General features: G+C 71.8%; 10 protein-coding genes. All 10 read right to left on the reverse strand.

The window, feature by feature from the left end; translation table 11 throughout:
- Nucleotides 1–98 precede the first annotated feature (98 nt).
- On the reverse strand, nucleotides 99–965 hold the full coding sequence (gene rfbD / locus ACU6P3_RS10420; RefSeq protein WP_425574211.1) for a dTDP-4-dehydrorhamnose reductase: 867 nt from the start codon (nucleotides 963–965) through the stop codon (nucleotides 99–101).
- 29 nt (nucleotides 966–994) lie between these two features.
- Nucleotides 995–2,002, reverse strand: a complete 1,008-nt coding sequence (rfbB, locus tag ACU6P3_RS10425) for a dTDP-glucose 4,6-dehydratase (protein ID WP_030748093.1) — start codon at nucleotides 2,000–2,002, stop codon at nucleotides 995–997.
- Complete coding sequence (locus ACU6P3_RS10430) at nucleotides 1,999–3,066, reverse strand: glucose-1-phosphate thymidylyltransferase (RefSeq protein ID WP_030748096.1); 1,068 nt, start codon at nucleotides 3,064–3,066, stop codon at nucleotides 1,999–2,001. Before ACU6P3_RS10430 ends, rfbB begins: the two co-directional genes overlap by 4 nt.
- Nucleotides 3,067–3,306: 240 nt before the next feature.
- Complete coding sequence (locus ACU6P3_RS10435) at nucleotides 3,307–4,614, reverse strand: glycosyltransferase family 2 protein (RefSeq protein ID WP_447196871.1); 1,308 nt, start codon at nucleotides 4,612–4,614, stop codon at nucleotides 3,307–3,309.
- Nucleotides 4,615–4,892: 278 nt separating this feature from the next.
- Nucleotides 4,893–7,061: a CDP-glycerol glycerophosphotransferase family protein gene (locus ACU6P3_RS10440; RefSeq protein ID WP_447196872.1), complete on the reverse strand. Its 2,169-nt coding sequence runs from the start codon at nucleotides 7,059–7,061 to the stop codon at nucleotides 4,893–4,895.
- 183 nt (nucleotides 7,062–7,244) lie between these two features.
- Complete coding sequence (locus tag ACU6P3_RS10445) at nucleotides 7,245–8,759, reverse strand: SDR family NAD(P)-dependent oxidoreductase (protein ID WP_447196873.1); 1,515 nt, start codon at nucleotides 8,757–8,759, stop codon at nucleotides 7,245–7,247.
- Nucleotides 8,760–9,059: 300 nt separating this feature from the next.
- Complete coding sequence (gene obgE / locus ACU6P3_RS10450; RefSeq protein WP_447196874.1) at nucleotides 9,060–10,496, reverse strand: GTPase ObgE; 1,437 nt, start codon at nucleotides 10,494–10,496, stop codon at nucleotides 9,060–9,062.
- A 223-nt stretch (nucleotides 10,497–10,719) separates the two neighbouring features.
- Nucleotides 10,720–10,974, reverse strand: coding sequence for a 50S ribosomal protein L27 (rpmA, locus tag ACU6P3_RS10455; protein WP_030748109.1), 255 nt, complete (start codon nucleotides 10,972–10,974; stop codon nucleotides 10,720–10,722).
- A 14-nt stretch (nucleotides 10,975–10,988) separates the two neighbouring features.
- A complete protein-coding gene (gene rplU, locus ACU6P3_RS10460; protein WP_030748110.1) occupies nucleotides 10,989–11,309 on the reverse strand; it encodes a 50S ribosomal protein L21 in 321 nt (106 codons plus the stop codon).
- 343 nt (nucleotides 11,310–11,652) lie between these two features.
- Complete coding sequence (locus ACU6P3_RS10465) at nucleotides 11,653–15,762, reverse strand: Rne/Rng family ribonuclease (protein ID WP_447196875.1); 4,110 nt, start codon at nucleotides 15,760–15,762, stop codon at nucleotides 11,653–11,655.
- Nucleotides 15,763–15,846: the final 84 nt, after the last annotated feature.

A 15,846-nucleotide genomic window follows, 5' to 3' on the forward strand; every position in this document is an offset into this window, starting at 1 on the left:
CTTAGTGGGCCCCTCGACCATCCGTAAACATCTACCGGTCAGTAACAGCCACGTGTCGCCTGGCCTCCAGCTCAGCGCGGTGTGCGGTCTCCCACGGTTTACGCGGTCGGCGCCCCCGCGCCGCGCTCGGCCTTCAGCAGGGCGGGAAACGCCTCCTGAAGCGCCGCGCGCCAGTCCCGGATCGGCTCGATCCCGGCCGCCCGCCACCGCTCGTGGCCCAGCACGCTGTACGCGGGCCGGGGCGCGGGCCGGACGAACGCCTCACTGGTCGTCGGCCGGACCCGCTCGGGGTCCGCGCCGAGCAGCCGGAAGATCTCTCGTGTGAACGAGAACCAGGTGGTCTCGCCGCCGCTGGTGCCGTGGTAGATCCCGGGCGCGGCCGTGCCGTCGAGGGCCGCCCGGCCGAGCCGGACCAGCCGGTCCGCCAGGTCCCCGGTCCAGGTGGGCTGACCGCGCTGGTCGTCCACCACGTCCAGGGTGTCCTTGACGCCCTCCAGCTTGATCATCGTACGGACGAAGTTGCCGCCGCCCGCGCCGTACAACCAGGCCGTGCGCACCACGTAACCACGCTCGGGGAGCGTGTCGAGCACGGCGCGCTCCCCGGCCAGCTTCGTCCGGCCGTACGCGCCGCGCGGGGCCGGCGGGGTGTCCTCGCCGTACGGGGCCGAGGCGTCGCCCGCGAACACGTAGTCCGTCGAGACCTGGACGAGGACGGCGCCGGAGGCCGCGCACGCCTCGGCCAGGACCCGGGGGCCCGTGCCGTTGACGGCGAGCGCCTCGTCCTCCTTGGCCTCGGCGTCGTCCACGGCCGTCCAGGCGGCGCAGTTGACCACCACGGCCGGGCCGTGCTCCGCCAGGGCGGCACGTACCGAAGCGGGGTCCGTGATGTCCAGCGCGGTACGGTCCAGGCCGACCGCGTCCTCCCCGGCGGCGGCCAGCCGGGCCAGGAGGTCCTGGCCCAGCATCCCGCCGGCGCCGGTGACCAGCCAGCTGCTCACAGGGCGGCACGCTCCTTCAGCGGCTCCCACCAGGCGCGGTTGTCGCGGTACCACTGGACGGTCTCGGCCAGGCCCGTGGCGAAGTCCTTGCGCGGCTCGTAGCCCAGCTCCGTGCGGATCTTGGTGCAGTCGACGGAGTAGCGGCGGTCGTGGCCCTTGCGGTCGGTGACGTACTCGACGCTGGTGTCCCAGTCCGCCCCGCACGCCTCGAGCAGCAGCCCGGTCAGCTCCTTGTTGGACAGCTCCGTGCCGCCGCCGATGTTGTAGACCTGCCCGGCGCGGCCCTTCGTGCGGACCAGTTCGATGCCCTGGACGTGGTCGTCGATGTGCAGCCAGTCACGGACGTTGCCGCCGTCGCCGTAGAGCGGCACCTTCTTGCCGTCCAGCAGGTTCGTGATGAACAGCGGGATGACCTTCTCGGGGAAGTGGTGGTGCCCGTAGTTGTTGGAGCAGCGGGTCACCCGCACGTCCAGGCCGTGGGTGCGGTGGTAGGAGAGCGCGATCAGGTCACTGGACGCCTTTGCCGAGGAGTAGGGCGAGTTGGGCTCCAGCGGGTGGGTCTCCGGCCACGAGCCCTCGTCGATCGAGCCGTAGACCTCGTCGGTGGAGATGTGCACGAAGGTCTTGACGCCCGCGCGGTGCGCGGCGTCGATCAGCGTGTGGGTGCCCACCACGTTCGTGCGGACGAACTCCGCGCCGCCGTCGATGGAGCGGTCGACGTGCGACTCGGCGGCGAAGTGCACCACCTGGTCGTGCTCGGCCATCAGCTTGCCGACCAGCTCGGGGTCACAGATGTCGCCCTGGACGAAGGCGAAGCCGGGCCGGTCGCGCACCTCGTCGAGGTTGGCCGGGTTGCCCGCGTAGGTGAGCTTGTCGAGCACCGTGATCTCGACGTCGCCGGGCCCCTGGGGGCCCAGAACCGTACGGACGTAGTGCGAGCCGATGAAGCCGGCACCGCCGGTGACCAGGATCCTGGTGGGGCGGGAGGCGTCGGAACGAGTCATGAGGAGATCTGCACCTTGCTGTGGTCGCCGAGGACGAGTCGGTGGGCGGACGGGTTGCGGGGCGCGGGAGTGATCTCGACATCGCGGCCGATCAGCGATGCCTCCACCCGGCGCACGCCGGTGAGGGACGAGTTCCGCAGAACGATGGAGTACTCGATCTCGCTGTCCTCGATCCTGCACCCTTCGGAGACCGACGTGAAGGGGCCGATGTAGGCGTCGCTGACGACCGTGCCGGCGCCGATGATCGCGGGGCCGACGATCCGGCTGCCGGTGACCTGGGCGCCCGCCTCGATCCTGACCCGCCCTATGATCTCCGACGCCTCGTCGACGGAGCCGTCGAGGCAGGGCTCCACGGTCTCCAGCACCGAACGGTTGACCTCCAGCATGTCGGTGACGTTGCCGGTGTCCTTCCAGTACCCGGAGATGGTCGTGGAACGGACGTCCCGGCTCTGGTCGATCAGCCACTGGATGGCGTGCGTGATCTCCAGCTCACCGCGCCAGGACGGCTCGATGGAGCGCACGGCCTCGTGCACGGCCGGGGTGAAGAGGTAGACGCCGACGAGCGCCAGATCGCTCTTGGGCTGCTTGGGCTTCTCCTCCAGCGCCACCACCCGGCCGTCGCCGTCGAGTTCGGCGACGCCGAACGAGGTCGGGTTGGGGACCCTGGTCAGCAGGATCTGCGCGTCGGGCCGGTCCGCCCGGAAGGCGTCCACCAGGCCGGTGATGCCACCGACGATGAAGTTGTCCCCGAGGTACATGACGAAGTCGTCGTCACCGAGGAACTCCCGCGCGATGAGAACGGCGTGCGCCAGCCCCAGCGGGGCGTCCTGCTGGAGGTAGGTGACCTTTATCCCGAACCGGGAGCCGTCCCCGACCGCCTCGCGGATCTCGTCGGCCGTGTCGCCGACGATGACGCCGACCTCCGTGATACCCGCGTCCGCGATGGCCTCGAGACCGTAGAAGAGCACGGGCTTGTTGGCCACCGGCACGAGCTGTTTCGCGGAGGTGTGTGTGATGGGGCGCAGGCGGGTGCCCGCCCCACCGGACAGTACAAGAGCCTTCACGTTTCTCATCCCAGGAGAGTTTTCAACGCTGTCCGGGCATCGCCCGACAGTCAGACTTTACCGACGATTTCCGGCGCGGACCGCAGCCGGTCACCTCCGGCGGGTGAACTGACCGGTTCGAGGTGGCTCGGAAGGGCCGTCCACAGGAGCGCCCGGACCGTCCCCGGACCGCCCACGAGGGCTCGCGGAAGGCGCCCGGAAGGCCCTCGGCAGGCCCTCGATCGCCTTCGGGCGAACTTCTCAGGCCTTGGATCCGGTTGGCCGCGAGGCGGTGGCCGACGCCGCCGCGGCCGCCTTCGCGGTCCTCCCCCCGGCCCGGGCCCAGGCGCGGGTCAGGCCCGTACGGCGGATCCGCGCGCGCACCCGCCGGGCCACCCGCCGCGCGGGCGACCTGCGCTGCCGCACGACCTTGGGCGGGTGGATGCTCTCCAGGCCCGGCTTGCCGATCCAGTCCGGCACGGTCACCTCGAACGAGGCGTCCTTCAGTCCGCTGCCCTTCTCCCCGAAGTGGGGGAAGGCGAGGTACGGAGTCCGGTCGCGGCCCCGGTGGACCACCTCGGGTCTGGTCCCGTCCCGGACGAAGACGAGCACGTCCCGCAGCAGGTCGAACCGTCCGAGCGCGACGCACTCCAGCCGCAACCGTTCCGAGACCTTGATCAGCCGTGCCACGCCCGGTCCCCAGTAACGCCGCATCAGGGGCGCGGCCAGCTCCATCTTCTGCCGCTGGATCTCCTCAGGCTGCTTCATGAAGCCGGGCGGGAACTGCTGGAGCAGGCCGACCGTGAAGGGTCTGACCATCAGCCGGTCCCGTTCGGCGCCCGGCGGCACGATGTCCGCGATGAGCTTCATCAGCGCGCCCACGGCCTCGAAGCGCATCGTGTGGTCGCCGCTCTTGGTCACGTGCTTGCCGTCGTCACGGCCGACGAGGTAGTAGCAGGTGTAGTCGGATATCACCGAGACACCGCCGCCCCTGAGGTACGCCTCCATCGTGAAGAGGGCGTCCTCCCCGGTCCGCATCCCCTCGTCGAACCGCAGACCGAGCCGTTCGATCAGCTCGCGCCGGAACAGCTTCTGGGCGCTGAGGGTGTAGATGACCTTCGAGTTGTAGACGTCGACACGCTCGGCCGTCCGGCCCCACATCGACGACGGCGCCCCCCTGTTGACTCCCTCCACCTTGCCGAGGACCACGTCGGTGCCGGCCCGGTCGGCCATGGCCACCATGCGCTCCAGCGCCTCCGGGCCCAGGTAGTCGTCGGCGTCCAGGAAGAAGACGTACCTCCCCCTGGCCAGGGCGATGCCCACGTTGCGCGGGCCGCTCGGACCCCCCGAGTTGGCCTGTCGCACCACCTTGGTCGGGATGGCGGTCGAGGCGGCGAACTTCTCCAGATATGCCCCCGTGCCATCGGTCGAGCCGTCGTCGACGGCGATGACCTCGATACGGTGGGCCATGGTCTGCGACTCCACCGACTCCAGGCAGCGGACCAGGTAGGGCATCGCTTCGTATGCCCCGACGATCACACTCACATCAGGAACTGTCATCTCGTTCATCGAAATGACAGACAGGCACCCCCCATTGTTGGTTGTCTGATCACGATCGTCTGAATCTGTGATGCCGGTCACATAAAAGTACCGACATGTCCCGGACTGCTCCGCCCCTGCCGTCCGCGCGCCCCCGTGCGTACGTGCCCGACACGTGGTCCGCGCACGTGGTCCGCGCGCGTGGTCCGCGCACGGAAACGGCCCGGCGGTGCGCTCGGACGCGTACCGCCGGGCCGTGGGCCCTCATCGGGGCCGTGCGGGCCCTCTCCCGTCGTGTGCGTTCCGGCTCAGCCGCCCACGGGTCCCACGGGCGAGTCCAGATCGTTGTTCTCGGGCTCCGTCGGGGCGTTCTCCGAACTCTCCAGGCCCTCCTCGGCCCGCGGGCCGACCGGCGCCTGGTCGTCCGGAGCGGGCGCCTCCAGCGGCTCCACCAGACGCTGCTCCACCCCCAGGTTGCGGGCCTCCGCCTTGGCGGCCAGCGCCCGCGTGGCCGCGTTGAACCGCTCCATCGAGGTCGGCTCGTCCGGCCCCAGCAGATACCGCTTCAGCTCGGCGCGGGCCCCGGCCAGCCGGTCGGCGGCCGGATCGGCGACCGCCGCGAGCAGTTCGTCCAGTTCGGCGGCGCTGTTGGAGAGGATCACGGCGGCGCGTACGGCGGTGTTCTGCCGCTTGAACTCGGCGGCGCCCAGCTCCGCCGAGTCGGTCACCGCGTAGGGCTTCCCGCTGGCGATGAAGTCGGAGACCACGCTGGAGATGTCGGAGACCATCGCGTCCGACTCGTTGAAGCAGTCGTACAGCCGCGGCTCCGCGCCGTCGATGACCCGGTGCTCCCACCAGCCGAAGGACCGCCAGTAGGCGGCGTTCCACTCGTTCCGCAGCCGGGTCAGCTCCGCCTGGCGCGCCGGGTCGGCCTTCGACTCGCGCGACTCCTCGGCCTCGTCCCGGCCGCTGTCGGCGACGCCCGACAGCTCGGTCAGCCGCGCCTGGATCCGGTTCAGCTCCGAGCGCGCCGCGCTCATGTCCGCGCGCGAGGCCGCGGTCTCCTCGGCCCACCGGGTGTCGCCGGCCCGCTCGGCCGCGGCCTTCTCCACCATCGCCGTGATCCGGGCGTGCACGGCCTTCGCCTTGGGGCTGCGCGTACCGGTGAAGGGGTGCGGCTTGTACAGCAGCCGGACCGGGGGCTCGGCCGTCAGCAGCCGCTTGACGATGTTCTCGCCCGCCAGCAGCAGCGAGGTGTTGCCCGGGTTGTCGTCCCAGCCCTCCCAGGTGGGCGCGTACAGGATCGTGGGGATCGCGTTCTTCGGGGCGCCCGTCGCGGGCCGGATGGGCGCCAGCTGCGGCCGGCCCACCTCGACGATGTCCTCGTCCCGCACCCCGACGTCGGCCAGCGCGTAGCGGTCGCGGCCGGCCCGGCCCGCCGTCCAGACCTCGTCGTACGCCTTGCTGTAGGGGTTGACGCTGGCCAGCTTGTCGCTGTCGCCGTGGCCGATGAAGACGTGCTTCATCGTCGGGACGCGCAGCATGTGGATGTTCTTGCCGACGTTGGCCGCGTACAGCGCGACGCGCACGCTCGACAGGTCCAGGTTCATCAGGTGCACCCCGCCCGGGACGCAGAGCACCGGCACGGACGTCGGGGCCAGCTGGCTCGCGATGGCCCGCTCCCGCAACACGATCAGCGGCCGTCCGTCGATCTGGTCCATGGTCTCCAGCCACATGTTGACCTGGTACGCGGAGTCCTTGGAGCCGGAGAAGTACAGGATGACGGTCGGCCGGTAGTCGGCCAGCCACTCGTCCACGGCCGCGAGCACCTTGTCCGCGGCCGGCACCAGCCGGGCCGGGCGCAGGTACGGCAGCAGGGCGAGGATGTAGAGGACGGCGAGCGCCAGCGTCAGGCCGAGCCCCACGTAGCCGTAGAGGTTGTCCCGCGTCTGCACCGTGACGATCACGCCGGCCATGGCGAAGAGGTCCAGGTGCAGCATCTTCTCGGCGGAGCGGTGCAGCAGGCCGCGCGGCGGCGCGTCGGGGATCCGGATCCCGGTGAGGTCGATGTTGCGGGTGACCACGGGCAGCCGCCGGCGCAGCCGGAGCAGGGTGACGATCGCGCCGTGCGGTGCCTGGAGGCCGTAGAAGACGAGGACCACGACCACGGTCACGTAGAAGATCCGGTCCTCACCGAGCCCGGACCTCGCCACCATCAGTGCCATCAGCATCTGGCGGATCAGGAACCGGATCGACAGCCCGGCCCGTACCTTGGCGAGCCTGTTGACCAGATAGCTGCCGCGCTTGTGCAGGTACGTGTCCGCGAGATACGTCACGGCGGCCGCCGCGGCGAAGAGCCAGAGGTTCGGAATTATCGCGGCGAGCATGACGCACGGGAAACCCAGTCCCAGAAGAAGTGCTGCTGCCAGCTCTGATCCGCTGCCCACACGGGCCAGGCGAATGGCTGTCGAAATCACGGAATACCTGCTCCAGAGCGTGCCGGCTGTTGATATTGCGACGAGAGCGTGAAGGTCCGGGGGCCTTTCGTCCGGGTCTTTCCGAGCCGCCCCGGACGGCAGGACCCCGGCTCCACGAATTCGGGCCCCCGTGGTTCCCGCGTCTGCGGCGTCCACGGAGGCCCGTATCAAGATTGTCGAGAATTATGACACATCTTCCTGACGGTCCAGGACGGCGGCCAGTGCCTGCTCGAAGTCCGACGCCTCGGACGCGCCCCGGGTCGGGTCCTGCTGCCGTACGTCGATGACGTGTCCGGTCAGCTCGGAGAGCAGCACGTCCAGGGAGGTCCGCGCGACCGCCTCGGACGACAGCAGCGACCCCTCGGGCTCCTGGCCGAAGGCCTTGGTGCGCATCGGAGTCGCCGTACGCTCCGGGTTCACGCAGTTCACCCGGATGCCCTCGGCGGCCCACTCGTCCGACAGCGCCTGGGTGAGGTTGACCATGGCGGCCTTCGTGGACGAGTACAGGCTGTACTCGGCACGCCCGCGCGTGTAGCTGCTGGAGGTGTAGAGCAGCAGCTGGCCCTTGGTCTCCGCCAGGTACTTGTACGAGGCGCGGGCGATCTGCACCGGCGCCAGGTAGTTGACGTTCAGCGCCTCCTGGATGGTGGTGTTGTCCGTCTCGGCCAGCTTGCCGATGCGCAGGACGCCCGCCGTGTTGATCACGTAGTCGATGCGGCCCGTCTCGCCGTACGCGCGGGACAGCGCGTCGTCGACGTGCTCGGGGTTCTCCACGTGCGTGCCGGTGGTGGAACGGCCCAGCGCGTACACCGTGGCGCCGTAGGACTCGGCGAGCTTGCAGATGTCCGCGCCGATGCCGTACGACCCGCCGAAGACGACCAGGGTCTTACCGGTCAGCAGCTCGCGGTAGGCCTCGTCGGAGGACTGCTGCGGCGCGGCGGCGGACGCGAGCTGGAACAGCTTGTCGGCGATGAAGACGTCGACCGGCTGGGTGACCTTCATGTTGTACTCGTCGCCCGCGACGACGTGGATCGGCACGTCCGGCAGGTACTTGAGCACCACGGAACAGTCGTCGGTGGCCTGGAAGTTGGGGTCCCCGGCGGCGACCTCGTACGCCCTGCGGATGGTGGACAGCTTGAACGCCTGCGGGGTCTGGCCGCGCCGCAGCCGGGAGCGGTCGGGGACGTCCGTGATGAACTCGCCGTCCTCACCGTGCGTCCGGGTCACGATGATCGTGTCCGCCGACGGGATCGCCACGTCCACCGCCTGGTAGCGCTCCAGCGCGTCCACGCAGTCCTGGATCACGCGCTGCGACAGCAGCGGACGGACGGCGTCGTGGAACAGGACGTTGCGGTCCTCGCCCTCGGCCAGCCCCTCGCCCAGCGCCGCGATGGCGCGCTCGGTGGTCTCGTTGCGCGTCGCGCCGCCCTCGATGACCCGGCTGACCTTGCTGAGCCCCGCCTTCGCGACGATCTTCTCCACGTCGCCCGTGTAGCCCGGAGCCATCAGCACGATCACGTCGTCGATCGACTCGGCCTGCTCGAAGATCCACAGGGTGTGCTCGATGACCGCCTTCCCCGCGATCTTCAGCAGCTGCTTCGGGATCGACAGGCCCACGCGCTGACCGGTACCGCCTGCCAGGACGACGGCGGTGGTGCGGGGCTTCGCGGACGACGCGGAAGCGGGAGTTCCAGACACAGGACTGACCTACCTTGCGGGCTCAGAGGATGGGCCGATGGTCCCACCCGCGGCAATCGTCGTGCAAGGTGGACCACCACCGGGCGACACCGGCCCGCAACCCCTGATTCACCTGCGAAGACCTGTGAACCAACGGGACGTGGCCGGAAGTCGTACGTGAAGGACACCACAGAAGTTTCACGTCGGAGCGCGGGGGGTTTCAAATGAGAGGCTCCTGAGAGGCTACGCAAACGGGCGGCCACGGCGAAACGCCCTGACCGCCCGTGTCCGTAACGCGACCCCGGAAGAGGTGTGAAACGGTCAGAAGGGGTTGAAGTCGTCGAACTCCCGCTGCGCCTCGTCCCGCTCGGCCTCCCGCTCCCGGCGCCGCTGCACCGCCGGCCGGAGCGCTTCCATACGGTGGTCCTCGCCCCGTCGGCCCAGCATCTCGGCACCGGCCATCACCGTGGGCTCCCAGTCGAAGACCACGGCGTTGTCCTCGGCGCCGATCGCCACGCCGTCGCCCGCGCGGGCCCCGGCCTTCATCAGCTCCTCCTCGACACCGAGCCGGTTCAGCCGGTCCGCGAGGTAGCCGACGGCCTCGTCGTTGTTGAAGTCGGTCTGGCGCACCCAGCGTTCGGGCTTCTCGCCGCGCACACGGAAGAGCCCGTCGTCCTCGCGGGTGACGGTGAAGCCCGCGTCGTCCACGGCCTTGGGCCGGATGACGATCCGGGTCGCCTCCTCCCTGGGCCTGTCGGCACGGGCCTTGGCGACGATCTCGGCGAGCGCGAAGGACAGCTCCTTCAGCCCCTTGTGGGCCACCGCGGAGACCTCGAAGACGCGGTAGCCGCGCTCCAGGAGGTCGGGGCGGATCATGTCCGCGAGATCCTGGCCGTCCGGGACGTCGACCTTGTTGAGCACGACGACGCGCGGCCGGTCGTCCAGGCCGCCGTACTGCGCCAGCTCCGCCTCGATCGTGTCGAGGTCGGAGACCGGGTCCCGGTCCGGCTCCGCCGTCGCCGTGTCCAGGACGTGGACGAGCACCGAGCAGCGTTCGACGTGGCGCAGGAACTCGAGGCCCAGCCCGCGTCCCTGGCTGGCGCCCGGGATCAGGCCGGGTACGTCCGCGACGGTGTAGACGGTGGCGCCGGCCGTGACCACCCCCAGGTTGGGGACCAGCGTGGTGAACGGGTAGTCGGCGATCTTGGGCTTGGCCGCGGAGAGCACGGAGATCAGCGAGGACTTGCCGGCGCTCGGGTAACCGACGAGCGCCACGTCGGCGACGGTCTTGAGCTCCAGGACGACGTCACCCGCGTCCCCCGGCTCACCGAGCAGCGCGAAGCCGGGGGCCTTGCGGCGGGCCGAGGCCAGCGCCGCGTTGCCGAGCCCGCCCCGGCCGCCCTCGGCGGCGACATAGGTGGTGCCGTGGCCCACCAGGTCGGCGAGGACCTCACCGCGCGAGTCGAGGACGACGGTGCCGTCCGGCACCGGCAGCACCAGGTCCTGACCGTCCTTGCCGGAACGGTTGCCGCCCTCGCCGGGCTTGCCGTTGGTGGCCTTGCGGTGCGGGGAGTGGTGGTAGTCCAGCAGCGTCGTCACCGACTGGTCGACGACGAGGATCACATCGCCGCCCCGGCCGCCGTTGCCCCCGTCGGGCCCGCCGAGCGGCTTGAACTTCTCCCGGTGCACGGAGGCGCAGCCGTGGCCTCCGTTACCCGCGGCGACGTGCAGCTCGACGCGGTCCACGAAGGTGGTCATGGGGATTGCCTCCAGTACATCAGGTCCATCGGGTCCGCCCACGGCGTGTGGGCGGGGTCATACGGTCGGACGGGTCGGGGGATCGACCGGTCGGGTCCACCGGGCGGGTCGACCAGGCGGGTCCACCGGGCGGACCGCGAACGTACGAAGGGCGGACCCGCTCCCCGTCTGCCGGGAAGTGAGGTCCGCCCTCGCGGGAAACCGCTCTACGACTGCCTGGTGATCAGGCGGCCGGAACGATGTTCACGACCTTGCGGCCACGGCGGGTGCCGAACTGCACCGCACCGGCGCTCAGCGCGAACAGCGTGTCGTCGCCGCCACGGCCGACGCCGGAGCCCGGGTGGAAGTGCGTGCCGCGCTGGCGGACGATGATCTCACCGGCGTTGACGAGCTGGCCGCCGAAGCGCTTCACTCCGAGCCGCTGGGCATTCGAGTCGCGCCCGTTACGGGTGGACGATGCGCCCTTCTTGTGTGCCATGTCTCCTCAGTCCCTTACTTCGCGGCCGTCGGGATGCCGGTGACCTTGATCGCCGTGTACTGCTGACGGTGACCCTGGCGGCGGCGGTAGCCGGTCTTGTTCTTGTAGCGCAGGATGTCGATCTTGGCACCCTTGTGGTGGTCCACGACCTCGGCCGTGACCTTGATCCCGTCCAGCACCCACGGGTCGCTGGTGACGGTGTCACCGTCGACCACGAGCAGGGTCGAGAGCTCGACCGTGTCGCCAACCTTGGCAGTGGAAATCTTGTCAACCTCAACGGTGTCGCCGACAGCAACCTTGTGCTGGCGACCACCGCTGCGCACGATGGCGTACACGCGGATCTCACTCTCGCTCGGAACGGAACCCCTGATGCCAGCCGCCCGCACGGGCCGAAGCCCGCGACGGTCCGGATGAGGACGAGCGGCCTCCCCCGGATGCCGGGAGGTAGGTGCTCAGGAGTAGGCGCGCATACAGACACGCCGAGGGTCAAGACTACGATCCGCCCTCGGCGACGGTCAAACCGGCCCTGCCGGAGACGGCCCCGCGGCCGGGCTCCGGGCGCCGGGAGGCCGGGGGAAAAAACGCGGTCGCCCCGAGGGGGGCGATGGACGAAACGGGCGGTGCCCCACCCCCGGTGTTCGAGGAGTGGGGCACCGCACGCGTGCGCGGGAGGAACGATCAGCTGTCCGTCGGCGCCGTGACGCCCGCGGGCGGCTGCTGCTCCGCCGCCGCGGTCTTCTTCGCGGCCGACTTGGTGGCGGCCTTCTTGGTCGCCGACTTCGTCGTCTTCTTCGCCGTGGTCGTCTTCTTGGCCGTCGTCTTCTTCGCCGCGGTCTTCTTGGCCGTGGTCGTCTTCTTGGCGGCCGTCTTCTTCGCCGGGGCCTTCTTGGCGACCTTGCGCGTCGTCTTCCTCGCCGGGGCCGGGGCCTCCTCCGGCTCGGCGGACGGCGACTCCGACTCCGGCTCCAGGACCGGAGCCGGGTCCGACGCGGCCACGGCGGCCTCGCGCTGCTGCGCGGCGGGCACCACGACGATCGCGGCCTCCTCCGCGCCCGAGGGCGAACCGGCCGGGGCCGTGACCTTGCGGGTCACCCGGCGACGGGCACGCGGCGGGGCCGTGGGTTCCGCCGCCTCGGCGGGCGCGGCGGCCTCGGCCACCGGCTCGGGCCGGGACTCAGGGGCAGCGGGAACGACCACCTCGGCGGGCGCCTCCGCGTCCGCCGCCTTCGGCGAACCGGCCGGTGCCGACGCCTTGCGGGTCGCCCTGCGGCGCGTACGGCCCTGAGGGGCCGCCTCCGCCTCGGGCGCCTGCGCGACGACCGGCTCGGCCGCTGTCTCCGGCTCGGCCGTCGTCTCAGGCCCGGCCGGCACCGGCCGGGACTCCGGCACCACCACCGGCTGCGGCTCCGGCCGCACGGCGGGCGTCCCCGCGTCCGCCGCCTTCGGCGAACCCGCCGGGGCCGACGCCTTCCGCGAGGCCCGGCGGCGGGTACGGCCGCGAGCGGCCGCCTCCGCCTCCGCCACGCTGTTGAACAGTTCCTCGTCCGGCGCGAACTCCGGCGCGGGCAGCGCGACCGGGACCGCCGCCTCGGCGGCCACCTCGGCCTCGCTCTCGGCGACCGCGGTCTCCGGCTCAGGAGCGCTCTCCGGCCGTGCGGCGGGGACCACCGGCTCGTGCTCGTGGTCCGCGCCGGCCGCGCCACGGCCGCGCTTCTTCGAGCGCTTGCCGCCCCCGCCACCGCCCGCCGCGACCGGCTGTTCCATGTGGACGATCACGCCGCGGCCGTTGCAGTGGACGCAGGTCTCGGAGAACGACTCCAGCAGCCCCTGCCCGACCCGCTTGCGGGTCATCTGCACCAGCCCCAGCGAGGTGACCTCGGCCACCTGGTGCTTCGTACGGTCCCGGCCCAGGCACTCCAGCAGCCGCCGCAGCACGAGGTCCCGGTTCGACTCCAGCACCATGTCGATGAAGTCGATGACGACGATGCCGCCCAGGTCGCGCAGCCGCAGCTGGCGCACGATCTCCTCGGCCGCCTCCAGGTTGTTCCTGGTGACGGTCTCCTCCAGGTTGCCGCCCTGGCCGGTGAACTTGCCGGTGTTGACGTCGACCACGACCATGGCCTCGGTCTTGTCGATCACCAGCGAACCGCCGCTCGGCAGCCAGACCTTCCGGTCCAGCGCCTTCATCAGCTGCTCGTCGATGCGGTACGTCGCGAAGACGTCCACCTCGCTCGTCCAGCGCTGGAGCCGGTCGGACAGATCCGGCGCGACATGGGCGACGTAGCCGTGGATGGTCTGCCACGCCTCGTCACCGCTGACGATGACCTTCGAGAAGTCCTCGTTGAAGATGTCGCGGACGACCCGGACGGTCATGTCGGGCTCACCGTAGAGAAGGGTCGGCGCGCCGCCGTTCTTCGCCTTCTTCCTGATGTCCTCCCACTGCGCCTGCAGACGCTCCACGTCCCGCCGCAGCTCGTCCTCGCTGGCGCCCTCGGCGGCCGTACGGACGATGACGCCCGCGTCCTCGGGGACGATCTTCTTGAGGATCGTCTTCAGCCGGGCGCGCTCGGTGTCGGGCAGCTTGCGGCTGATACCGGTCATCGAGCCCTCGGGCACGTACACCAGGTACCGGCCGGGCAGCGAGACCTGGCTGGTCAGCCGGGCGCCCTTGTGGCCGATGGGGTCCTTCGTCACCTGGACGAGGACCGACTGGCCGGACTTGAGGGCGCTCTCGATCCGGCGCGGGCCGTTCGCCATGCCCAGTGCCTCGAAGTTGACCTCACCGGCGTACAGGACGGCGTTGCGTCCCTTGCCGATGTCGACGAAGGCGGCCTCCATGGACGGCAGGACGTTCTGCACCTTGCCCAGGTAGACGTTGCCGACGTAGCTGGTGGCCTGCTCCTTGTTGACGTAGTGCTCCACGAGCACGTTGTCCTCGAGGACGCCGATCTGGGTGCGCTCGCCGTTCTGGCGGACCACCATCACCCGCTCGACGGCCTCCCGGCGCGCCAGGAACTCCGCCTCGGTGATGATCGGCACCCTGCGGCGGCCCTGCTCGCGGCCCTCGCGGCGGCGCTGCTTCTTGGCCTCCAGACGAGTCGAGCCCTTGATGGACTGCACCTCGTCGGAGCCCGTGCCCGCCTCGGTGTCGCGGGCGCGACGCTCGCGCGGCTCGCGGACCTTGACGACCGTACGCTCCGGGTCGTCGCCGCCCGCCTCCGGCTCGCCCGCGGACTCCCCGCTGCGGCGGCGTCGGCGACGACGGCGACGGCTGCTGGCGGAGCCGCCGCCGGAGGCGGCCTCGTGCTCCTCCCGCCCGGCGGCGTCGTCGCCGTGGCGGCCGCCGTCGTCCTCCTGCTCGTCCTCGGACTCCTCGGCGCGGGTGCCGGACTCCTCCTGCGGCTCCTGCTCGTCCGTGCTCTCCTCCGCGTCCGCGGACTCGCCACGACGGCGGCGGCGGCCGCCACGGCGACGGCGGCGCGAGGGACGGTCCTCGTACTCGTCGGAGTCGTCGCCGTCGGCGGACCGCGTCTCGTCGGCCGCGGCCTCGGCGGCGGCCTCGGCGGGCTCCCGCACCGGTGCCGCCTCTGTTTCCTCCCGTACCGGTGCCGCCTCCGCGTGGCTCTCCGCCGGCTCGGCGGGCTCGCCGCGGCGCCGGCGCCTGCGACGGCCCGGGTTCTCCGACGCGACGGGCTCGGCCGGCACGGGGGCCTGGACCTCGTCCTCGTCCTCCTCGGCGGCCACGGCCGCGGCGGCCGCGGCGGCGGCCGTCTCCGGCGTCTGGAACATCGGCTCGGTGAAGACCGGCGCCTGGAACACGGCGACGGCCGGCCGCGCGGCGCGGCGGCGCGTGCGCTGCTCCGGCGCCTCGGCCTGCTCGGTCCCGGCGACGGGCCGCGCGGGCTCGGGCTCGGGCGTGGTCTGCGCCGCGGCGGCCTTGCGTCGCGTACGGCTGCGAGGAGCGGGCGGCTCGGCGGCCGCGACGGGCTCCTCCTCGGCGGTGAGCTGCGCGACGGAACCCGTCGCGGCGCTCTCGTCACCCGTCGTCGGCGCGCCGCTGGGCGCGGTGGCCCGCCGGGTGGCACGGCGGCGCGGACGCGGCGCGGCGGGCGCCTCGGGTGCCTCGGCGGTCTCCGCGACATCGGTGACGGCCTCGGTGGCGGCCCCGGCCTCCGGCGCGCTGCTCGTCGGCTCAGGAGCGGCCTTGGGCGCGGCGGTCTTGCGCGTGGCCCGGCGGCGCGGACGCGGCGCGGCGGGGGCATCCGTCCCGGCCGGAGCGGCGGCCTCGACGGCCTCCTCGCTCACGGCCGTACGAGCGGGTTCCACCGGCGCCACCGCCTCGGACTCGGACTCGGGCGGCGTACCGGCGGGCGCGGTCGCCTTGCGCGTCGCACGACGGCGCGGACGCGGCGCGGCAGGCGCCTCAGCCGTGGCCGCGGCTTCTGCCGCCTCCGGCTTCTCCCCCGCCTCGACGGGAGCCGGAGCCGGTGCCTCGGACGGCGTCGGCGCGCCGGCGGGCGCGGTCGCCTTACGGGTCGCCCGGCGGCGCGGACGCGGCGCGGGCACCTCGGCGGTGGCGCCGGTCGGAGCCGCAGCGTCCTGCGCGGCCGGCTCGGCGGGCGGGGCGGCCGGTGCGCCCGTCGTCTCCGCGCCGCCGTCGGCGCCGACGGGCGGGCCCGCGGGCCGGGACGCCGCGCGGCGCCTGCGGCGCGGCGGCAGCGTGTCGCTGGGAGTGTTGTTCTCTTCGTTGGTGTCCCCGGGGGTACGGGGCTCTGTGGGCTCATGCATGCGGGCGGTTCTCCCGTCACGCTCCCGGGCGCCGCGCCATGGATCCGGTCCGGCCGCGGCCCGCGCTGTGCGCGAATGCCGCCG

The organism is Streptomyces hebeiensis (assembly GCF_052983195.1).